The sequence below is a fragment of the Mycolicibacterium gilvum genome (assembly GCF_900454025.1).
In the GTDB taxonomy this organism is placed as follows: domain Bacteria; phylum Actinomycetota; class Actinomycetes; order Mycobacteriales; family Mycobacteriaceae; genus Mycobacterium; species Mycobacterium gilvum.
On sequence record NZ_UGQM01000001.1, the window covers coordinates 2,961,991 to 2,982,530 of the forward strand.

Annotated in this window: 17 protein-coding genes and 1 pseudogene; 10 read left to right on the plus strand and 8 right to left on the minus strand. The window is 65.0% G+C overall.

Annotated elements, in window-relative coordinates; genetic code table 11:
* Window positions 1-33: 33 nt before the first annotated feature.
* From DYE23_RS14085 to DYE23_RS32035, 4 genes and pseudogenes are all read left to right on the plus strand, one after another.
* Window positions 34-645 (plus strand): type IV toxin-antitoxin system AbiEi family antitoxin domain-containing protein, encoded by a 612-nt coding sequence (locus DYE23_RS14085; RefSeq protein WP_073696414.1) that lies wholly within the window; start codon window positions 34-36, stop codon window positions 643-645.
* Window positions 646-758: 113 nt separating this feature from the next.
* Window positions 759-2,447: a DUF262 domain-containing protein gene (locus DYE23_RS14090; RefSeq protein WP_073696415.1), complete on the plus strand. Its 1,689-nt coding sequence runs from the start codon at window positions 759-761 to the stop codon at window positions 2,445-2,447.
* Window positions 2,444-3,661, plus strand: coding sequence for a type II toxin-antitoxin system HipA family toxin (locus tag DYE23_RS14095; RefSeq protein ID WP_073696416.1), 1,218 nt, complete (start codon window positions 2,444-2,446; stop codon window positions 3,659-3,661). The genes DYE23_RS14090 and DYE23_RS14095 overlap by 4 nt, the downstream gene beginning before the upstream one ends.
* A 279-nt stretch (window positions 3,662-3,940) precedes the next feature.
* Window positions 3,941-4,063, plus strand: a pseudogene (locus tag DYE23_RS32035) (acyl-CoA dehydrogenase family protein); the annotation flags it as partial.
* 55 nt (window positions 4,064-4,118) lie between these two features.
* On the opposite strand, the gene DYE23_RS14100 reads toward DYE23_RS32035, so the two are convergent.
* From DYE23_RS14100 to DYE23_RS14110, 4 genes are read right to left on the minus strand one after another with little or no spacing between them, the layout of a single operon-like run.
* On the minus strand, window positions 4,119-6,470 hold the full coding sequence (locus tag DYE23_RS14100) for a multicopper oxidase domain-containing protein (RefSeq protein ID WP_235660393.1): 2,352 nt from the start codon (window positions 6,468-6,470) through the stop codon (window positions 4,119-4,121).
* Between the two features lie 60 nt (window positions 6,471-6,530).
* Window positions 6,531-6,692 carry a hypothetical protein gene (locus DYE23_RS31405; RefSeq protein WP_235660397.1) on the minus strand — a complete coding sequence of 54 codons (162 nt, stop codon included), beginning with the start codon at window positions 6,690-6,692 and terminating at the stop codon, window positions 6,531-6,533.
* Entirely contained in the window at window positions 6,689-7,789 is a 1,101-nt protein-coding gene (locus DYE23_RS14105; protein ID WP_099961744.1) for a DUF8744 domain-containing protein, read from the minus strand. Before DYE23_RS14105 ends, DYE23_RS31405 begins: the two co-directional genes overlap by 4 nt.
* Window positions 7,786-8,487, minus strand: a complete 702-nt coding sequence (locus tag DYE23_RS14110) for a helix-turn-helix transcriptional regulator (RefSeq protein ID WP_115327444.1) — start codon at window positions 8,485-8,487, stop codon at window positions 7,786-7,788. Before DYE23_RS14110 ends, DYE23_RS14105 begins: the two co-directional genes overlap by 4 nt.
* Before the next feature lie 82 nt (window positions 8,488-8,569).
* Between DYE23_RS14110 and DYE23_RS14115 the strand changes: the two genes are divergently transcribed.
* Entirely contained in the window at window positions 8,570-9,334 is a 765-nt protein-coding gene (locus tag DYE23_RS14115) for a DUF2249 domain-containing protein (RefSeq protein ID WP_099961742.1), read from the plus strand.
* Between the two features lie 138 nt (window positions 9,335-9,472).
* Window positions 9,473-10,756, plus strand: a complete 1,284-nt coding sequence (locus DYE23_RS14120; protein ID WP_235660399.1) for a hypothetical protein — start codon at window positions 9,473-9,475, stop codon at window positions 10,754-10,756.
* A gap of 24 nt (window positions 10,757-10,780) precedes the next feature.
* Here DYE23_RS14120 and DYE23_RS14125 read toward each other — a convergent pair whose 3' ends face one another.
* Together DYE23_RS14125 and DYE23_RS14130 are read right to left on the minus strand one after the other, a co-directional pair.
* The gene (locus tag DYE23_RS14125; RefSeq protein ID WP_115328964.1) at window positions 10,781-11,404 is read right to left on the minus strand and encodes a TetR/AcrR family transcriptional regulator; all 624 of its coding nucleotides are present in this window, start codon (window positions 11,402-11,404) and stop codon (window positions 10,781-10,783) included.
* Window positions 11,405-11,419: 15 nt separating this feature from the next.
* Entirely contained in the window at window positions 11,420-12,190 is a 771-nt protein-coding gene (locus DYE23_RS14130; RefSeq protein ID WP_099961741.1) for an SDR family NAD(P)-dependent oxidoreductase, read from the minus strand.
* Window positions 12,191-12,281: 91 nt separating this feature from the next.
* On the opposite strand from DYE23_RS14130, the gene DYE23_RS14135 reads away from it, so the two are divergent.
* From DYE23_RS14135 to DYE23_RS14150, 4 genes are read left to right on the plus strand one after another with little or no spacing between them, the layout of a single operon-like run.
* On the plus strand, window positions 12,282-13,526 hold the full coding sequence (locus DYE23_RS14135; RefSeq protein ID WP_115327445.1) for an alkyl sulfatase dimerization domain-containing protein: 1,245 nt from the start codon (window positions 12,282-12,284) through the stop codon (window positions 13,524-13,526).
* Window positions 13,523-14,272 carry an SDR family NAD(P)-dependent oxidoreductase gene (locus tag DYE23_RS14140; protein ID WP_013471736.1) on the plus strand — a complete coding sequence of 250 codons (750 nt, stop codon included), beginning with the start codon at window positions 13,523-13,525 and terminating at the stop codon, window positions 14,270-14,272. Before DYE23_RS14135 ends, DYE23_RS14140 begins: the two co-directional genes overlap by 4 nt.
* Window positions 14,273-14,285: 13 nt before the next feature.
* Window positions 14,286-15,467 carry a sulfotransferase family protein gene (locus DYE23_RS14145; protein ID WP_011894339.1) on the plus strand — a complete coding sequence of 394 codons (1,182 nt, stop codon included), beginning with the start codon at window positions 14,286-14,288 and terminating at the stop codon, window positions 15,465-15,467.
* Window positions 15,464-16,474 (plus strand): zinc-dependent alcohol dehydrogenase, encoded by a 1,011-nt coding sequence (locus DYE23_RS14150; protein WP_011894338.1) that lies wholly within the window; start codon window positions 15,464-15,466, stop codon window positions 16,472-16,474. The genes DYE23_RS14145 and DYE23_RS14150 overlap by 4 nt, the downstream gene beginning before the upstream one ends.
* A gap of 58 nt (window positions 16,475-16,532) precedes the next feature.
* On the opposite strand, the gene DYE23_RS14155 is transcribed toward DYE23_RS14150, so the two are convergent.
* Together DYE23_RS14155 and DYE23_RS14160 are read right to left on the minus strand one after the other, a co-directional pair.
* Window positions 16,533-18,881, minus strand: coding sequence for a putative bifunctional diguanylate cyclase/phosphodiesterase (locus DYE23_RS14155; protein ID WP_115327446.1), 2,349 nt, complete (start codon window positions 18,879-18,881; stop codon window positions 16,533-16,535).
* Window positions 18,882-18,998: 117 nt separating this feature from the next.
* Entirely contained in the window at window positions 18,999-20,519 is a 1,521-nt protein-coding gene (locus DYE23_RS14160) for an HNH endonuclease signature motif containing protein (RefSeq protein ID WP_115327447.1), read from the minus strand.
* Between the last annotated feature and the right edge of the window lie 21 nt (window positions 20,520-20,540).

Genomic DNA, 20,540 nt, shown 5'->3' on the forward strand with positions numbered 1-20,540 from the left:
TCCTTCGCTAGTCATGTGTGGTAAGTCTTTGGTTTGTGTGCCGAAACGTATCTAGTTGATACGATTGCGCACATGGCAATCTGGGATCAGCTTGTTGAATTTGCTGCCGAGCGGCACGGCTACGTGACGACTCGTGACGCTCGGGATATTGGTGTGGACCCCGTGCAGCTTCGTATTCTGACGGCACGCGGACGTCTTGAGCGTGCCGGTCGCGGTGTCTACCGGGTGCCAGTCTTGCCGCGTGGTGAATACGACGATCTCGCAGCTGCCGTGGCGTGGACGTTGGGACGGGGCGCGATCTCGCATGAATCGGCCCTGGCGCTTCACGGCCTTGCTGACGTGAACCCTTCGCGCATTCACCTCACGGTCCCGCGCGACAACCATCCACGCGCGGCAGGGGGTGCGCTGTACCGGCTTCACCGTCGCGGCCTCCGGAAAGCCGACATCACGTCGGTCGACGCCATACCCGTGACAACGGTTGCGCGCACCATCAAAGACTGCCTGGACACGGAGACTGATCCCTATCAGCTTCGGACAGCGATCGAGCGGGCCGAAGCGGAGGGCACACTTCGTCGTTCGCCCGCGGCTGAGCTCCGTGCCGCGCTCGATGGGTACACCATTGGGCCGACCTGTTCCCAGTGTTGATAGTCGATTCTGTCGGCTCTGGTCGCTATGGTGCTGGCTAAGGCCGCGTTTGCATGGTCATGCCTACCTCTCCAGTGTGCGAACCTGCCCGAAGACAGTGATGCGGAGGCGTAGTGTCCGACCAGACCACGAGGTCTCGGAATGATCAACTTAAAATCCAGGAGCTGGTACAGCTCGTCGGTGAAGGCCGCATCCGAGTTCCCGAGTTTCAGCGTTCCTTTCGGTGGGCGGCTGATGACGTTCTTGCCTTGTTCGACAGCATTCTCCGCGGCTACCCGTTCGGGAGTCTGTTGTTATGGAAGCGTCCCGCCCCTGCGGCGCACCTCAAAGTTGGCGCTCTCGCTATCGATGCCCCCGCGGTGGCTGATGCGCTTTGGGTGGTCGACGGGCAGCAGCGAATCACCAGCCTGGTCAACGCGGTAGATCCCGTCGCCGGTGACCAGGACGAGCGATTTCGTATTGCCTACTCCCTTAACGAGCGGAAGTTTGTCTCGCCGAGAGATCTGAAGGGGTCTTTAGGAATCCCACTAGCAGATCTGTTCGATCTAAGTAGGGCGTTCGCCTGGCTGCAGAAGAACCCCGATGCGGCCGAGTACGCAGCCGAAATACAGCGGGTGACGGGGCTACTGCGCGATGTCGAAGTTTCGGCATCGGTCATTCAGCAAGCCGACGAAAGCGTCTTGCGAGTAGTGTTCGACCGGATCAACTCCGCGGGTAAGCGGCTTCGAGGGTCAGAGATCTTTGATGCGATCCACGGTTCAACCGAGTCAGCGGACGGGCAGCCGCTGACGGTTGGCGCAATCGCCGACAGATTGGACCAAGCAACCGACTTCGGCCGTCTAGATGAGCAAATTGTGTATCAAGCTATTCTGGTTCGGCGCCACCCGGATGTAACGCGCGACGCGCATATGGAGTTCAGTGCGGAGCGAGCAGCCGTTTCTCCGTTCGGTCATGAATCGAAGTCGGACGCCTATGAGAGGACTGAGGCTGCGCTCGAACGTGTCATTAGATTTTTGCAGGACAGAGCGGGAATTCCGCACTTTACTTTCGTGCCGTTCCGGTTTCATCTACTCGTTCTCACTCGGTTCTTCGGGCTATTTGAGTCGCCGACCGCGCGTAACCTTGAGCTGCTGAGTCGATGGTTCTGGCGTTCCACTGCTGCAGCACCGCGACTCGGCTACACGGGTTCGACAGGCGACATACGAACACTTGCGGGCCTAGTTGCAGCCGGCGATGAAAGTGGATCTGTGCAGCGGCTGTTGGCTGCGACAAACCCAAGTGAACCGGTGCCGACGCCTGCCTTAAATAAGTTTCGTACTAACCATTCTTCAGGCAAGGTCATACTGGCCGCACTATGGGCACGAGGTCCGATTGATCCGGCCACTGGTGAGACGTTGACCATCGGAGACCTCGCACCCTACCTGTCCGGCGAAAGTTCTCCGTCGGCGGTGGCGTTGGAAATCTTCCCCCGAAGATCTCTCGACTCTGAAGCATCCAGCGCCGCGAACCGGGTGATCGCAACTGTCGACCGAGATGTCTTTGTCGGAAGCTTGGATACGCCACACAAACTGGAGAGTCTGCTTCTCGATGATCAGATGCTCGATGCGATCAACAACGGCGATCACGTGTCATTCATCAGTCGTCGGACCGAAATTCTTGCGGGCTACCTGCGGTCGTTTTTAGACGACAGGACCGGCGCCGGGTTTGAAATCACTCCTCCGTTGTCGGAATTCGATTTTGATGATGATGTCTCAGATGGACTGATAGATGACGTGGTTATGGTTGATGGTGATTCCGGTTGATCGAGGCGGTCCATGCTGTTCTGCTTAAGGGCAATCGAATTGGTTCGATCCTCCAGCGCGGGGACGTAGCTCGGTTCATCTTTGAACCCGGCTATTGGGACGATCCGAATCGGCACGTATTGGGACTTTGGTTCGAGGACGACCCCCGTCGTTCCCCGAAAGCTGCATTACGGCTTCCGCCGTGGTTCTCGAATTTGCTCCCGGAAGGGACGCTGCGCGACTGGATTGCACGCGATCAGGGCGTGTCAGCTGACCGTGAACTTCAGTTGCTATTGAGAATCGGCCGAGACCTCCCGGGGGCTGTAGAAGTCGTTGCCTCCGATGCCGTGTTTGATCCGGACCTGCTCAAGGAGCCTCACCGGTCAGCAACGCCAGAGGTCGGTCGAAACGCTCGATGGAAATTCTCCCTGGCGGGGGTTGGTCTCAAATTCTCGCTTCTGAAGCAGAATGAACGGCTGACCATCCCGGCCTCTGATGAGCTCGGTGACTGGATCGTGAAGCTGCCGGACGCTCGCTACGCGGATGTCCCCACTAACGAGTTCGCCACGATGACCTTGGCGCGCGCTGTCGGCATCGACGTTCCCGAGGTTGCGCTCGTTCACCGTGACGAGTTACCGGTGTTACCAGCACGCGCGTGGCCAAGTCCTGAGAAGCTAGCGTTCGCGATAGCTCGCTTCGATCGAACTCGTGACGGGGAGCGCGTTCACATTGAAGACCTCGCTCAGGTACGGGGCTTTTACGACAACGCGAAGTACACGGGGAGTTTCGAGACGGTCGGGGCGCTGATCTACAGAAACCGTGATCTTGACAGTTTGCGAGAGTTCGTTCGGCGCCTGACATTCAACGTGCTGATCGGTAACGGTGATGCACATCTGAAGAACTGGTCTTTGATATACCTCGATGGGCGTGTTCCGACTCTGAGCCCTGCCTACGATCTGGTATCGACCTCCCCGTATGCGAGCCCACACGAACCAGATGATTTCGGATTGAGCTTCGGCGGCACGAAGGTGATGGACCGGATTAGCCGCACTACGTTCCGGCAATTTCAAGACAAGCTAAGTCTCGGCGCAACCGATGTTCTTGATGTCGTCGATGAAACGGTTGCGAGATTCCAGACGGCATGGCCTGACGCGCGGCCGATCTTTCCCACGTTTGTCGATCACTGGATCGAAGGCCGGCGTTCGGCAGTGATAGCGCGCCTGGCGTCGTCATGAGCAATCCATGTGGCCCCTTCGAAGGCTGGGACCATGTTGGGACCATACGTCATGCGCGATGCCGAACGACCTGCGCGTCCATGAACGACATGCATTTCGCTGCCGGCGCGAGAATTGCCAGCGACCTGGGAAAACGTCCTACCGCTGCTACCTGGGGGTCAAGTGGTCGCAGGTTCAAATCCTGTCAGCCCGACACACGAAAAGGCCGTTTTCCGCACAGGGAAGCGGTCTTTTTCATGCCGCCGCAGCGCGTCCGCGTACGCCCCTGGAAAGCGCATGCTCAATGCTTACCTCACCTCCATCTGCGGTGGCACCGACCAGATCCAGCGCAACATCACCGGCGAGAAGATGCTCGGACTTCGTCGAGAACCGGAGCCCTGCCACGGCCGCCCGTTCCGCGAGTTGCCGCACGACCAGGGCTGCTGCGGACGTCGCGGAGTTCGGATATTTCTGTGCGTCAGTTGCCCACAGCGATCTCGCCATGGGCACCCCGCTCCGCGTCGACCATCGCGTGCGACACGAAGGGGTAGTTGCCGGGTTCGGGGAAGCTCAGCTCGACGAAGCCGCCCTGCGCGGGGAACAGTCCCAGCGTCTGGGAGCCGCCGGCTCCAGGCCTGAGCCGATAGGCGCCCTCGGCCCACACCGTGTCGAACTGTCCACCGACGACATGAAACGCGGAGCCACGGTTGGGCCCGGCGGCCAACACCCAGATCCGGACCCGTTCGCCCACCCGGGCGGTCAGCGGGGCGTGGTCGTACTGCTGGGCGTAGCCGTTGAACACCACCAGATCTGGGGTGTCGGCGGCGACTTTATCGGCGTCGACCTCACCGCCGTCGGCGCCCAGATAGAACTCGGACTGCACCATCAGGTACTCGCGATCCACCGTCGACAGGTCCGGCGGATCGATGACGACGGCACCGAACATTCCGTTGGCGATGTGTACCGACATCGGCATGGTGGCGCAGTGGTAGAGCCAGACACCGGCCCGTGTAGCGGTGAACCGATAGACCAGCTGTGCGCCGGGTTCAATGGTGCGCATGGGTCGATCGGGCGCCAGCGATCCGGCGTGGAAGTCGATCGAGTGGCCGATCGTGCCGTCATTGATCAGGGTGATCTCGAAGACGTCGCCGACCCTTCCCCGCAGGGTGGGTCCGGGCGCGCTGCCGCCGAAGGTCCACAGCCGCTGCGTGATGCCGGGGGAGACCTCGCGTTCGACCTCGCTGACCGTCAGGGTCACTCGGTGCTCGGCAGTCTCCGCGGCGGAGAGCTTCGGGTCGCGTGCGGCGAATCCGGGGCCGGGCCGGCCGCCGAGGCTACGGGCGATGTCGGTTGCGGTCAGCGACGGGTCCGGGCCATGGCCCGGTAGCTCATGCTCGTGACCGCTCACCGGTGGGGTTCCGATCGCCTTGATGGTCAAGGTCATACCCATCTGCCGGTGCCCGGCGATCGAGCACCATCCCGCGAGATCGGAGCCGATGACACCGGCGTCGAGCACCGCTGTGACGCCCGGTGCGACTCGGTCGGTGCGGGCGCCGTTGGCCAGCACCAGATCATGTCGATCGGTCCCGGTGTTGTGGAACGTGATCCGCAGGCGATCCCCGGCGGGGACGGTGATCGTGTCGGGCACGTAGCGCATGCCGTCGACCCGAACCCGTACTTCGGTGGTGTGACCGGTCGGTGCCGCCGTAACCGTTGGCGCGGAGCCGATTCCGAGGGTCGCGGGGTCGGCGGCCACCCCGGCGGCGGCCGTCAGGATGACGACACCGAATCCCGCGGCGGCGATTCCGAGCCGTTGTCGCAGCGGGGGCGGGTCCAGTCGGCCAGGTGTCGAGCGCACACCGGTGTTGCGCTGAGCCAGCCAGACTGCACGCACCAACAGTGGCAGGAACGCCCCGTAGGCCACCAGCACCAGCGCGGAGACCGCGACACGAACCAGGTTGGGGACGGGCAGCACACATATCAGCAGGCCGAAGTTGGCCACGCTGAGCCGCCAGGGCGCACCGCGTTCGAGTTCGGCGGTGGCCGCCAGCGCGGAGGCTCGACCGCCCACGACCATCGGGATCAGGTACGCCAGGGAGCCGAACAGAACCTGCACCAGGAAACCGGCCAGCAGGGCGGGGCCGGCCGCCGCAGTGACGGTTGCGGCCGCCATCGAGTTCGGTGCGGTCAGCAGTCCGACGCTGAGGTAGCCCAGTGACCCCGCCAACCACACGACGCCGCACAGCACCGACAGGGTGGGGAAGTCGGCAGGCCTCTTGCGTCGAACCTCGTCGATGTGCGGCCACAACACGAATCCGACCGCGGTCAGGAAGCTGAGTGCGCCGACACCGACGACCCGTGACGACCCCAGAATCGCGCCCGCCACCGCGACGGCCACGCTCAGCACCAGGGCGGGGAGGCCTCGGCGTGCGGCTCGTTCGACCCCGTCGGCCATCCGGGTGCGCAACATGGTCGGCCACAACGTGACCAGGGTGCCCAACACCGTCAGGCCGACCCAGCCGAACAGGTTCAGTACCGCGTGGGCGGTGCGAAATCGCTCAGCCAGGATTCCCGGCAGCGCCGAGTTGGCCATGGCGACACCGAGTCCGGCGCCCACGGCCAGACACGCCGCCGCCGCGACGTAGTAGTGCACGGTGATACTGAATCGGGCGGGTAGTGCCGCGCGCAGGAACCGCATCAGGTCGCCGGCATGCACCGCAGCGACCGCCGCGACCAGCACGCCACCCGCCAACACCACCGGCCACCAACCACCCAGCATTCCGGTGATGACGGTGACCGCGCCGATGTTGAACGCCAGCAGCCGAATCACCTGGCCCGGGTAGGGCGGGTCCGGACTGCGCCGCAGCAACGCGTCGGCGAAATGCCGGCTTCAGATCAGGATGGCGTTGCTGGCAGCACCCAGACCGAGCAGGTGTATCAGAAGCCAGTTCGACAGCGCGATGTACGGATGTGCAATCGCCGCCATGACCAAGGCGACGAGCCACCCGAGGACCACCGAACCGGCGCGCAGGTGCCAATTGGAACGCTTCATGCGGCCACCCGTTCTTGTCGGTTCACCGTCGACCGGGCGGCCGAGAACACCGCGACGGCGATGAAGCCAAGTACGGCAACAATATTGAGGACGCCGCCGATCTGCACTACGGCGGAGACGTCACGGGCATCGCCGACGGCAATACGCAGTAGCAGTGACGTGTGCAGCAGCACCACCGGCCCGTACATCAGCGGCGTGTAGGGCAGCGGGCGGCGTAGCACGGCCGGCATGATGACCGGTGCGTGCGCCATGATCATCGACATCACGAAGCCGAGCATTACCGCGTGCACGACGGCGTCGTAGCCGCGTCCGCTGATGACCTGACCGCTGAGCAACCAGATGACCGCGGGCACCAACAGCCAGGTGTAGCCGGCCAGCAGGCACACCGCCATGTATCGCGGTAAGGCGGTGGCGCGCACAGTGCGCCGCGCGATGTCATGCCAGGCCAGCCAGCCGGTCAAAGCCAGCAGGGCAGCCCCCAGCAACGGGTAGCCGACGGTCGGCCAGAGCAGCGTGGCCAACGCACCGGCCATTTGGGCGGCCGCTACGGCGGCCAGGGTCAACTCGGTGCGTACGGGCAGCGCGATGACGCGGGCGAGTTCGAGGCGTTCACCCGCGATCGTCAGAATCAGGAATCCGGACAGCCACGGAATCAGCGTCGGCACTCCGATGTCGACCAGCCACAGCAGGGCGGCACCGGTGGCCAGCAGGGCGCCGCCGGCTTGAATGAGCACCGCGATGTCTGTCGATCGCCGCCACAGCGGGACATACAGTCCGAGTAGCCCGGCGGTGCCGACGAGCAGCAGGGCGTTGGCGAATGACGGAGGCGCTGGTGTCGCGAGCAGGACTCCGCCCACGCCCAGCGCCGCCGGGGCCAGGTAACCCAGTGTCCTGCCCGCGGCCACAGCGCGTTCCAGGGCCACCACGGTGCCCACGAAGCCGAGCACCAACAGCACGCCGTGCACCTCGGCCAGGCGGGTGATGGTCACCGGGGCGGGTAGGTCGAGGAGGGTGAGCGCGGAGTTCAGTCCGATCAGCAGAGCCAGGCCACCCGGGATCAGCAGCAGTGCCCGGGCGGGGATGCCGGGGTGTGTCATGGCCGATTCCTTTCGGGGACAACGGGATCGGGAAGGAACAGCCGGCATGCCCCGGGCTCGGCGAAGGCGACCAGTTCGGGTGCGGTGTCGGTGACCGCGCCGAACCGTTCGAGCACGCCCTCGACGATGCCCAGGTGGACCTGGCAGACGATGGCGGGGTATCGGCGCGCCGCCTCGAGGAGGGGGCAGCTGCGCAGGGCGATGCTTCCGTCAGGACCATCGGCGTCGGGTCCGAAGCCCAGGCGGGCCAGCACGGTGAGCACCGCCGCACGCGGATCGTCGGTGGTGACGGTGTCGTCGCACAGCTCATGCCCCCAGGAGGCTCCGGCTGCCCGGGCGTCGCGTTCGGGCTGCGTGCTGGTGCGGGCGATGTGACCGGCCAGTGCCGTGGCCAACCCGGCGTAGTCCTGCGCGGGTATCGCGGGATCGGCCGCGGATGGACGGTACAGCGCTGCGGGACGTCCACGCTTGCTGGGGGTTTCGGTGACGCGTTCGGCGAGGCCGTGCCGGGTCAGTGCGTCGAGGTGCTCGCGCACCGTGTTGGGGTGCAGATCGAGTGCGGCGGCCACGGCGGTGATCCGCACGGGCGCGTGCGTGCGGACGTAGTCGAGTACACAGAGGCGTTGTCGCGACAGCGGCGGATAGCCGGCGACGGTGCGGGTCGGGTGCGGGCCCAGAACCAGTCCCTCTTTATTCACGGAATTAACTGTAGTAAATTGAAGGTCCTGAGGCCAGCAGCGGGACGGCAAGCCCCGTAATGCGTCGAACAAGGAGGCCGCAATGTCAGTCAACGAGGTCATCGTCTCGTCAACAGCTGCCGACGCCGAGGCGGTCGAGACCATCAAGAGCCACCACGCCCAACTCGCCGGAAGCCTTGCCGCGCTCACCGAGGCGATGCTGGCAGCGGCCGAACGCGGAGGCGATGTCGAGGCAACCCGGGCGGCAACAGTGAGGTTCGTCAGCGAGGAACTGCTGCCGCACGCCGTCGCAGAGGAGGACGCGCTGTACCCGGCCGCGGCCCGAGACGATCGGGCCCGGCCGCTGATCGAGTCGATGATCGCCGCGCACCGTGTCATCGGGGTGCTGGCGGAGCGAATTCGCAGTGAGCCCTCCGGGCTTCGTGCCGCCGCCGCGGCCGAAGCGCTTCGGGTCATATTCGATGCGCACCTGGCCGACGAGAACGATCGGATCCTGCCGTTGGTGGCCGCTGACCCCGGTGTCTCGCTGGCCGAGGTGACCCATGGGATGCACGAACTGCTCGGCCACCAGGCACACGCCGACGCAGCCGGTCACGCCTGTGGCTGCGGCGCCGCCGATACCGGTGATCCGGTGCTCGATGTCCGGGAGGTGCCGCACTCCATCAGGCACGCAACGGTTTTCGGTGCCTTCGATGCGGTCGAGGCGGGCCACGCGTTGATCCTGGTGGCCCATCACGACCCCATCCCGCTGCTGCAGCAGCTACACGACCGCACCGGCGGCCGGATCCGCGTCGACTACCAGGAGCGCGGCCCGGAGGCTTGGCGGTTGCGGCTGACCAAGCTCTGACCGCGGCGGGGCGAGACCAAAGGAACGTCGGTTATGGGTTCGCTCAATCGTGCGACGGCAACTCGACCAGCACCTCCCGCGCCTGATCCACCACGCGGGTCCGGCACCGTCGTGGGTCTCGCCGCTGGGGTCTTCGCGGTGATTCTTGCCGTCGTGCTGGCCGATTCGGGACATCAGATCGCGGTCGATCAGCCGGCTTCCGGCCAGACCCGCACCGTCGATATCGCGCTGGACGGCATGCGGGTGCGGCCGGGCGCGCTGCAGGTGCCCGCCGGCACCAGACTGGTCCTGCGGGTGACCAATGTCGACGCCACTCCGCATGATCTGCGGATGGCTCACCGTCGACGCGTTCATGGAGTCGGGTTGTCAGAGTGCAGGCGAATACTGCCGGTTAGAAGCGCTGCCATCTCGGCGGTGCATATCCGGCAGGGGGACATCGTGGGGAATCGGGCGAACATCGTGTTGGTGAATGAAAGCGGCTGGCAGCTGCGCTACGCGCACTGGGCGGGATGCCGAATGCTCGACGCCATTCTTGCAGGGCCGGAGATGGCTGCCCGCTACATCCTTGCCCAGGAAACCAGCGACTTCTGGACCGACGAATTGTTTTCCGACGGCGGCCTGCTCCTGGACCTCGTCGAACACCGGCTGCTGTTTTTCGGCGAAGAACTCATGACGACAATGAACGAACGACGCGCGGTCTTCGAGATGCTGAAGATCCTCTGGCCGGGCTACTCGATCTCTTGGGCTTACGGTGCGACGGCGGAACTCGTCGAATATGTGGGTGCGCCGGTCATGTTGCGCGACAGTCCTTCTGAACCAGAACTGATTCTGGCCGAAGATACCGACCGCTTGCATCATCTCGTCACGGTCGACAATGGTATCGATCGGATGCGGGCATGGCCGCTGTGGTGGGGCAGTAGTGCCGCGTGGCATGGTCCACAGGTGCTCGACAGGTTGCCCGGTGTCGGAGCGCGGTCCCTGCAGTTGGGGACCGTGCCCGAGAGTGGCGTTCACATCAACGTGCCCGACAAGACCCTCGGCCTGTGGGTGACCAATCCGGTTCCCGGGCTCCTGCGCTGGCTACCGCGATTGTGGCCAAGCTGGCGCATCGAGTTCTGGGAGGACCGCTACGAGGAACAGTTTCGCCAGTGCGGCGGCCTCATCACGGCGCCGCCGCTCGACACCGAATCTGGAGTGAAGGAAGCTCAATCATGGCTGAAGAAAAGGGTATATCAGAGCTATGAGGACAGCCCGATGGGGCGAATCGACGGCCTCGTCGCGCTGATCGATGCCGACGGACTTCCGAGTCCAACCGTCAGCGACTCGGCGGTCCGCGACGCGGGGATCCGGCCGACTCCTGCGGAATGGGCGTTGTTCGAGAGTGCCTGTGCGCAAGTGCGCACCGGAGGGCGCGCGGCTTGATGCAGGTTATGGGCGAAAGGGCACTCAGTTGTTCTCACCGAATTCGTGAGCCGCGGCGTCGGCGATGGCCTGAAGTTGCCGTGACAGCTTGCCGGGATCGTTGAAGGTCTGGTCGCCGGCGACGAAGCGGAGAAATACCCCGGCGATGAAGGTCGTGACTGCCGAGGTTTGCGCGTCCAACAGGTCGGGGTCGGTGATACGGGGCTGCAGCCGGGCAATGGCGGTGCGAGTCAGCGCGATCACCTCGCTGACGAGTCCTTGGGCAGGTCCGGACAATTCGGGGTCGCGAGCGGCGTTGAGCAGCAGTTCGTGGCGCGCACGGTTGAGCATCAGCCCGCGGCCGTGGGCCTGCATGAGCGTCAGTTCCGCCAGATGCGCGAAAGGCGCGCGGGGATCGTGGGGGCGGTCGGCCAGCGACCGGAGGTTGGCCACATCGATCTGGGCGACTCGGTCGCCGACTCCACGCAACAGCGCGGCGCGGGTGCGGAAGTAGTACGAGGCGGTGCCGTCGGGCACCTTGGCGCATCGGTCGACCTGCGCGTGGGTCAGGCCGCGGGAGCCGTGCTCGGCCAGTACCTGAATTCCTGCGTCACACAACTCGCGGCGGCGCTGGTCGCCGTCCCGCTTGCGGGGTGGGGAAGTAGTCATGGGCACCTGCTCTGGTCAGCGCAATACTGTACCGCCGTCGATGTTGACGACTTGACCGTTGATCCACTCTCCCTCGTCGGACAGCAGAAAGGCGACCAAGCCGGCAACGTCCGACGGTGCTCCGACCCTCGGACCGCGAATCCGCCGTAATGCGCCCGCCTCCAATTCCGGCCACTGCGGAGCGGCGCGGATGGCATCGGTCGCTGTGAATCCAGGAGCCACTGCGTTGCAACGGATTCCGTCTTTTCCCCACCGGGAGGCGACGTGACGGGTGAGCGCGCCGATGCCCGCTTTGGCCGTGGCATAAGCCGGGCGTGCAGGCTCTCCCTGGAATGCGGCCGCCGACGACATGTTGACGATCGCGCCTCCACCACCCTCCAGCATGACCGGGATCGCGTACTTCAGCGCTGCCGCATAGCCGCGCAGGTTCACCGTCATCACCCGGTCCCACACGTCCAGGTCGATGTCGACCACGTCGCTGTCGAACCGAATCGTCGACATGTCGGCGCCGACATTGAAGAGCAGGTCGACATCGCTGAAGGCGTCGACGGCTGAGGTGAACAGGGCGGCCACCGAGGGGGGATCGGCCAGGTCGAAGACGACGTGGGCCGCTGTTCCGCCTGCCTCGGTGATGCGCCGAGCAGTCTCGGCCGCTGCGTCTTCGGATAGGTCACCGACGACCACCCGACAGCCTTCCTCGCCCAGGCGGGTAGCCGTGGCGGCACCCAATCCGGTTGCGCCGCCGGCCACGACGGCGACCTTCCCGGTCAATCCGCGAAGTCCCATGGCAGATCCCTTCTGGTGGGCGCACAGACCTATTGACTTTACCTCTATGGCCTTAGAGGATCAGCTCTAGACCTCTAAAGGAAGAGAATGTATGGCAGGCATCCACCGCCAACGCCCGGGAGCGGACCACCTCGCAGCAGCCACCGACACTCCCGCCGTCCCGCTGGGCAATGACGTCTGGATGTCGCCCGGCGTCTCCAACTCCTATGCGGTAGCCACCGACGACGGACGAGTGATCATCAACGCGGGCTTGGTCTTCGAGGGGTATCTCCGCAAGAGGGCCTTCGCCGACATCGCGGGGCCGACGCGCGTGATCGTCATCACCCAGGGTCATGCAGACCACTGGGGCGCGGTCAACGAACTGCGGGAGGCCGGCACCGATGTGGTGATGCACCGCAATTACCACTATTGGCGCGACGACAATTCCCTGTTGATGGGGTACCGCGTGCCGAAGACGGCGTTCGCATTCCAGAAGTTCTCCGACGCCGTCATGGAACATCTCAAGGTCATCGACGCCGGCTCGATCGACTTCTCGTTTCCCGAACCCACCATCACATTCGACCGACACCACAGATTCGATGTCGGTGGGCGCCGCTTCGAGTTGGCATGGACACCGGGTGGCGAGACCACCGATTCCCTGGTCGCCTGGCTGCCGGAGGATCGAATACTGTTCACCGGCAATCTCTTCGGGCCTCTGTTCGGGCACGTGCCGAACCTGATGACAATCCGAGGCGACCGCTATCGGGACCCTGTTCTGTACATCGAGTCTCTGAACACCGTGCTCGACTACCACCCCGACACCCTCATCACCGGACACTTCGACCCGATCGTCGGGGCCGACCGCATCGCCGAGGAGGTCACGGCCATGCGCGACGCGATGCAGGCGGTCCACGATCGCACCGCTGAGCTGATGAACTCCGGAGCGGACGTGCACACGGCGATGCGTGAGGTGAAGATCCCAGACCATCTCGACGTCGGTGAGGGTTACGGCAAGACCTCGTGGAACGTGCGTGCCATCTGGGAGATGTACGCGGGTTGGTTCCGACATCAATCCACCACCGAGCTGTTCGGTGTCAGCCCAAATTCGATCGCCGTCGACGTGGTGGCCGCCGCGGGCGTCGAACCACTGCTGGACGCTGCGCGGGCGCATCTGGCCGCGGCGCGCCCCGTCGAGGCGTTACACCTCACCGATCTGGTGCTCGCCGCGAACCCCGGAAACCCCGCGGGTCGCGAGGTGGCGATCGACGCCCACGAGGCACTGCTGGCGCGCACCGAGAACTTCTGGGAACGAGCGTGGTTCACCAAATCGATCAACGAATTGAGAAATACTCGATGAACAAGCTCAGCTTCGATTTCACCGGCACCAACGTGCTCGTCACCGGCGGCACCAGCGGTATCGGCCACGCCATCGCCACCGACTTCGCCACAGCCGGTGCAAAGGTCACTGTGACCGGAACCCGCAGCACTGCAGCCGACTACCCCGAAATAGACCTTGCGGGGCTGCGGTTTCGGCAGTGCCAGATGTCGGATAACGACGCCATCGATGCCCTCGCGGACTCTCTCGGGGACCTCGACGTTCTGGTCAACAACGCGGGCGGACCATACGCCGGCCAGAAGGACGAATGGGATCCCGACGGCTATGCCGGATCGGTCGCCGTCAACATGTTCGCTCACATGCGGCTGACGATGGGCTGTCACGAAAGGCTCAGAGCCAGTGCAGCTCCCGGTGGAGCGAGCGTGGTCACCATCGTGTCGATGTCGGCCTTCGTCTCGGCGGTCAACGTCCCGGCCTACAGTTCGTCGAAGGCCGGCATGGTGGCCTTCACGAAGAATCTCGCCCGCCGCTGGGTCGATGACGGAGTGCGCGTCAACGCCGTCGCTCCCGGCCTGATCGACACCCGGATGACCCATCCGGTGCTCGACATCCCCGAGATGCTCGAACCCGAGATGCGTCACACCCCGATGGGCCGCATGGGGATGCCCGACGAGGTCTCCCCGGCGGTGCTGTTTCTGTCCAGCGATGCCGCCCGCTACATCACCGGTACCACGATCGCCGTCGACGGCGGCTACCTGACCGTCTGAAAGGGCAAGCAATATGGGTGAATTCGACGACATCGCTACGCCTGACGACGTCCTCAGGCTGGCGGCGCAACGCACCGGGCTGTCCGATGTCGACGGTGACAGTTGGCGTGAGGGCCTGGCGATCGTCTTGGACGAAGTCAACAACTGTCCGGCTTTCACCGAAACCGGCCGGGCGCGGATCATCGACGACGCCACCAAGGCACTCGCGCGCCGTCTGCAGGTTCACGACTACATTCAGCAGCACCCAGAAGTGCTCGAGGTGCCGGTGGAGCGTCCGTTGGTCACCCTCGGAATGCCGCGCACGGGTACCACTGTCATCAGTTACCTGCTCGCCGCCGATCCGAAGCGGCGGTCGCTCTTGCACTGGGAGTGCCTGAATCCGGTACCGCCCGCGACCACCGACACGCTGCGCAGCGACCCGCGCTGTGTCGCCCTGTTGGGCGAGCAGAAGCTGATCCTGGACATGGTGAAGGCGGCGAAGATGCCGATACCGCACTGGGAGGATGCGGACGGACCGACCGAGTGCATGTTCATCCACAACCAGGACTTCAAGGGTCTCTCGTGGGATGCCTTCATGGCCACCCCGCGCTACGCCGAATGGCTGCTCAACGATGCCGACATGATCAGCGCTTACGAATACCAGAAGCGGTATCTGCAAGTGCTGCAGTCGAAAGCGCCGGGTACCTGGAGCCTGAAGATGCCCTCGCACTCGGTGCACATCGAGGCCCTGCTGACGGTCTTTCCCGACGCCCGACTGATCTGGGCGCACCGTGACCCGTACAAGGCGACAGGCTCATTGGGCAACCTGCTCACGTTGCCGAAGAGCATGGTTCTGAATCCCGAAGCGATGACCACCACCGAATGGGGCGCCAATCTCAAAGACCAGATGCGGCAACATGTCGAGCGCCCGCTGCGCACTCGCGAGCGGATTGGCGATGATCGCTTCTTCGACATGTACTACCACGAGATGATGCGCGACCCGATGGACGTCATGCGTCGCCTGTACGACTGGGCAGGCGATCCGCTCACCCCGGACACCGAAACCCGGATGCAGAGCTGGCTTGCCGAGCACCCTCAGGGCTTGCTCGGGCACAGCTCGTACAGCCTCGATCAGTACGGGTTGAGCGTGGAGGAGCTCACGCCGGTCTTCGCCGAGTATCTCGGCACCTTCGACATCGAATTGGAAGACGCGTGAAGTCCACCATCGTCACCGGTCCTGGCTCCACCGAGGTCATCGACATCACCCGGCCGCAGTGCGGTCCCGACGATGTGCTTGTGCGCATGCGTGCGTGCGGAATCTGTGGCTCCGACGCGTTCTACATCACCATCGGCGGCATCCCGCCGCGCCAGGGACACACCCCGCTGGGGCATGAGCCCGCAGGTGAGGTTGTCGAAGTCGGAGCCGCGGTCACAGGCGTGGATGTCGGAGATCACGTGGTGATCAACCCGATGGCGGCTCCCAGCGGAATCATCGGAAATGGCGGGGCCACTGGCGCTTTGGCCGACTATCTGCTGATCGAGAACGCGCAGCGCGGCAAGAGCCTGGAGGTCATTCCCAAGCACATTCCGTGGGAGGTGGCAGCGCTCAACGAACCGATGGCCGTCGCCCGGCATGGGGTCAATCGGTGCCGACCCCGGCCGGAACACCAGGTCGTCGTGTTCGGAGCCGGGCCGATCGGATTGGGTGCGACGCTGGCGTTCAAAGCGCTCGGGGTGCGTCACGTCGTGGTGGTCGACATCGTAGCGTCGCGTCTGGCCAAGGCCCTCCAAATCGGAGCCGACGCCGTCATCGACTCCTCGGAAGAAGATGTCGTCGCCCGTCTCATCGAGTTGCACGGCGAAGGTGAAGCGATGTGGCCCGGAAAGGCAGGCACCGACATCTACCTGGACGCCGCCGGTGCAGGCGCGGTGGTCACCACCGCGCTCGCCGCAGCGAAGGCCGGTGCCATCCTGGGCGTCGTCGGGGTGCACAAAGAACCGGTTCCGGTCGATTTCGCCGGCATCATGAGCAACGAGATCACCATCGTCGGCTCCATGGGTTATCCCGAGGAGATCTTCCAGGTCACCGAGGATCTGGTGGAGAACTGGGAGAAGTACGCGCTGATCGTCAGCCACACCATCCCTTTCGACAAGGTCCACGACGCGCTGGAGCTGGCCGATACCCCGGGTGGTGCAGGCAAGGTAGTGGTGACGTTCGACTGACAACGGATCTGGCGCCGTGTGATCGGGTGGAGCACCTCGACCGACTCTGACCGCACCGCTAAGACGGCCCTACTGCGAGTCGGCCAAGGCTGGGGACATCGGCGGGGTCGACGGGCTTGCCGAAATAGAAGCCCTGGCCGATGTCGCATCCACTGTCGCGCAACCAGTTCGCCGTCGCCGCCTCTTCGATCCCTTCGGCGACCACAGTCATGCCGAGACCGTGGGTGAGTTCGATGATGGCGCGCACCACCACGGCCGCGCGCGGGTCGGTCGTGACCGCTGCGATGAAGCTGCGGTCGAGCTTGATTTCGTCGATCAACAGGTCGCGTAGGTACGACAGTGCCGAATAGCCACTGCCGAAATCGTCGATAGACACCCGTATTCCGTGGTCGCGGAGCTGCCCGAGGACGGCGGTGACCCGTTCCAGATCGTTGATCACGAGGTCCTCGGTGATCTCGACGGTCAACAAATCGGCGGGTAGACCGCGACGCTCGAGAGCCGCGCGCAGCGTCGCCGGCAGCCGGGCGTCGATCAGCGACGGAGCGAACAGATTGACCGCGACCGGTATCGGCGCTCCAGTGCCTACCCACCGCGCCGCGTCGTCCAGCACCTTGTCGATCACCAGATCTGTCACCGGCCGAATGAGCTTGTGCTCACGGACCAGCGGCATGAACGTGCCCGGATACAGCAGGCCCAGTTCGGGATGCGGCCACCGCAACAGCGCCTCCACGCCGACGACCTGCCCGCTGACCAGGTCGACCTTGGGTTGGTACGCGAGTTCCAGATCGCCCTGATCAACAGCGCGGCGCAACTCGCTCAGCAGGCGGACCTTCGCCGCGCCCGTAAGGGCCACGCGATCTGTGCTGCGGTCACCGCCCTGCGCGGCGTCGGAATCGATCGTCGCCATGTCGTCTTCGAAGTCGTCCTCGATGTCGTCTTCGAAGAAGCGGACCCTGGGGAAGTGGGATCGTTTGGCGACCCGCACCGCGATGTCTGCCCGCTTGAGCATCGTCTCCGGGGTGACCTCCGGCTCGTCGGCGAACGCGACGGCGACCCCGACGCTGCACCGGATGGTGACTGGTTCCCCATCGACGTCGAATGGTTCGTCGAACGTCGCGACGACTCGCTGCAGCACCCGTTGGGAATCGTGGACGTCGCCCTCCAGCAGCAGCGCGAACTCGTCACCGGCGACGCGGCCCACGGTGTCACCGGGCTGCACACACGCCGCGATCCGCCGGCCGGCGTGCACCAGCAGTCGATCCGCGGCCGGGTGGCCGAGGTTGTCGTTGACGAACGCGAAGTCGTCGAGGTCCAGCGACACCACCATCACCGACCGGTCGCCGCGCGCATGCAGCATCATCGCGTGCCTCAGTCGGTCGTGGAACAGCGTGCCGTTCGCCAACCCGGTCAACGGGTCCCGCAGGGAACGCTCGGCTGCGGCCTTGAGCCACTGCCGGTTCTCCCAGGCGGCGAAGAACTGACGCAGGCAGACCGTGATGACGATGGCGGGGGCGACGTACCGTTCCAGGCCCGTCGTCACCAGCGGAGGCACAACTATCCCCGCCACCAGCAGAGGCAAGTACGGTGCCCACAGGGCGGTGCCCGACGGCACCGAGAGCGTCGCCGGGCGCGGCGGTGGTGTCCGCCGGCTGACGAGCGCCGCCATGCCGATCATCGCCGACGAGACGGCCCATCCGACGTCGATGATGCTGCCGGTCGTGTAGCTGTCCTCGGCGACCCCGTAGGCGAACGTGCTGTCGGTGACTGCCATGACGGCGAAGGCGACGACCAGCAGCCCGAGCGTCGCCCGCTGGCGAGTGTCGACGCGGGCGAGTACGGCGACGGACACGGCGAGGATCACGATGTCGGCGGCCGGATACAACAGCGCCAGAGCGAGGGTCAGCGTGTCGTCGCGGTAGGTCTCGTAGACGGTGTTCAGCGCCAGCAGCCAGGCCAACAGGAACACACACAGCGCGACGGTGATCCCGTCGAGCGTGATGCGGATCTTCGCCTGCCTCCTTGCCAGCGCATCGAACGGGGCCATGGCCAGCAGGCCGGGGACGGCCAGAACGCTGAACGCCAGATAGAACAGATCGGCCGGCGACGGGAACGGCTCGATATGCAGGACGTAATCGCACAGCAGCCAGATAAGGTCTGCGACCGCCCAGGAGCCCAGCGCCGCGGCCATGATCGCCCACGCGGTGCGCATGCGCCCAGCCGCCGAGAGGGCGGCCAGGACGGCGCACACGGTCGCATAGGTGGACAGGCCGAGGATCGTGATGTCGTCGATGAGCGGTACCGCAGAGCCGCCGCGGTCTACCGCGAGCAGTACCGCGAGACCGATGCACGCCGCGGCCGGCAGGGCGATGGGCAGCCTCGTCACAAGCCGCCAGCGGCCAGAACCCATCGTGCTCCTGCCTCGACCCGCAAACCCCGTTGCGCGACGCTAACGCATCACCGGCGCCGACACGCGCAATTGCTGAACGCATTCGCGAGCATCCACGGTAGGTCGAGGGAGGAGACCTCAGGCGGCCTCACCTTCGGGTGGTGCGGGTCCGCCGGGTTCGCCGGGGTCATCGGCGGGCCGTGGCGCCTGCGCTTCCGGGTCGCCGATCGCCAGGTCCTCGACGGGTTCGGTTTCCGTGCTGCGGGTTCGGTGGGGTGGTTCCGGGTCGTCGGGTGGTGCCAGGAGTCGATCGGGCCGGTGATAGTTGTTGACCTGGGCCTGTCCTGTGTCCAAATCGGGTGGGGGGATCCATTCGACTTCGCAGCGGTCGTTCATCCTTGTGGTCCAGCCGCCGTCGGTGACCGAGCGGTTGTCAGGCCCGCAGGCCAGGCCGAGTGCATCGATGTTGGTGTTGCCGCCGTGGGCGTAATCGGCCTCGGCGTGATGAACCTGGCAGCCGTAGGCGCCGACGGTGCAGCACGGCTTGGTGCAGCCGCCGTCGCGGGCGATCAGCATGACCCGTTGCGCCGGGGACGCGACACGTCGGGTGCGGAACAGATCCAGCGCCGAGCCGGTCGCGCGGTCGAAGACGGCGAGGTAGTGGTTGGCGTGCCCGGCCATCCGGATCACATCTTTAATCGGTACGACGGTGCCGCCACCGGTCGTACCAACCCCGGCCCGCGATTCCAGGTCTTGCAGCGTGGTGCGAATGATGATCGACACCGGCAGCCCGTTCAACTGTCCGAGTTCGCCGCTCATCAACGCGATCCGCCCCACCGCGACGAGCGCGTCGTGCTGGCGTTGAGCCAGGCTGCGCTGATCGTTGTCGATCTGCGCCTGGGTGGGTGTGCCCGCGGTGCAGGGTTCGGGATCGGCCGGGTTGCACATGCCGGGCGCGGCGTACTTGGCGAAGATCACTTCTAATACTGCCCAGGCTTCGGGGGTCAGGGTGCCGACCAGGTCGATCATCCCGTCGGGGCGCTGTTTACCTTTCGTCAGGCCGCGTTTGCGGGCGCGCTCGGTGTCGTCGGGTTCGGGCCCGTCCTGATCCAGCAGGAACAGGGTCAGCTCGGCGGCGTCTCTGAGTTCTTTGGGTCCGTTGCCGACAGCGGTGCGGACCAGGTTGACCTCGAACTGCTCGCGGGTCGCGACATCCACCCAGCCCGGCAGCTTCTTGACCGCTTTGCGGATGACCGCGACATGCTCGGCGTTGATCAACCCGCGGGCCTGGGCGATCGCGGTCGCCGCCAACTGCGGCGGCAGCGCCGGACCCGTCAGCGACGGACGCGGCGCCAACAGCCCCGCCTCGGTCAGCCGGCGATTGGCTTCGGTGGTCGAGATCCGCCACCGCACCCGCAACACCTCCGACCACGACTTCGCACCCAGCTGCTGCGGCGTCGCCTCGACCTGCAAACGCGCCAACAACCGATGCCCGACCGCCGGCAACTGGCAGGACAGCTCCTCCAGATCATCGAGAGCGGCAACCAGCTCAGCACGGGTCAGCAGGTCGATCTCCGCCGCAGCGACGTCATCGAAGGCCGCCCGCAATGCGGCGATCCTGGCCTGCAGATCCCCACCCGACATGATTCGAACATACATTCGACCACCGACAAATTTACC

What these genes read in the sequence shown, in the direction of transcription:
- DYE23_RS31405 (WP_235660397.1), bottom strand. Translation starts at nt 6,692, where the DNA reads ATGAAGCGTTCCAATTGGCACCTGCGCGCCGGTTCGGTGGTCCTCGGG.
- DYE23_RS14105 (WP_099961744.1), bottom strand. Translation starts at nt 7,789, where the DNA reads ATGACACACCCCGGCATCCCCGCCCGGGCACTGCTGCTGATCCCGGGT.
- DYE23_RS14115 (WP_099961742.1), top strand. Translation starts at nt 8,570, where the DNA reads ATGTCAGTCAACGAGGTCATCGTCTCGTCAACAGCTGCCGACGCCGAG.
- DYE23_RS14125 (WP_115328964.1), bottom strand. Translation starts at nt 11,404, where the DNA reads ATGACTACTTCCCCACCCCGCAAGCGGGACGGCGACCAGCGCCGCCGC.
- DYE23_RS14130 (WP_099961741.1), bottom strand. Translation starts at nt 12,190, where the DNA reads ATGGGACTTCGCGGATTGACCGGGAAGGTCGCCGTCGTGGCCGGCGGC.
- DYE23_RS14135 (WP_115327445.1), top strand. Translation starts at nt 12,282, where the DNA reads ATGGCAGGCATCCACCGCCAACGCCCGGGAGCGGACCACCTCGCAGCA.
- DYE23_RS14140 (WP_013471736.1), top strand. Translation starts at nt 13,523, where the DNA reads ATGAACAAGCTCAGCTTCGATTTCACCGGCACCAACGTGCTCGTCACC.
- DYE23_RS14145 (WP_011894339.1), top strand. Translation starts at nt 14,286, where the DNA reads ATGGGTGAATTCGACGACATCGCTACGCCTGACGACGTCCTCAGGCTG.
- DYE23_RS14155 (WP_115327446.1), bottom strand. Translation starts at nt 18,881, where the DNA reads ATGGGTTCTGGCCGCTGGCGGCTTGTGACGAGGCTGCCCATCGCCCTG.
- DYE23_RS14160 (WP_115327447.1), bottom strand. Translation starts at nt 20,519, where the DNA reads ATGTATGTTCGAATCATGTCGGGTGGGGATCTGCAGGCCAGGATCGCC.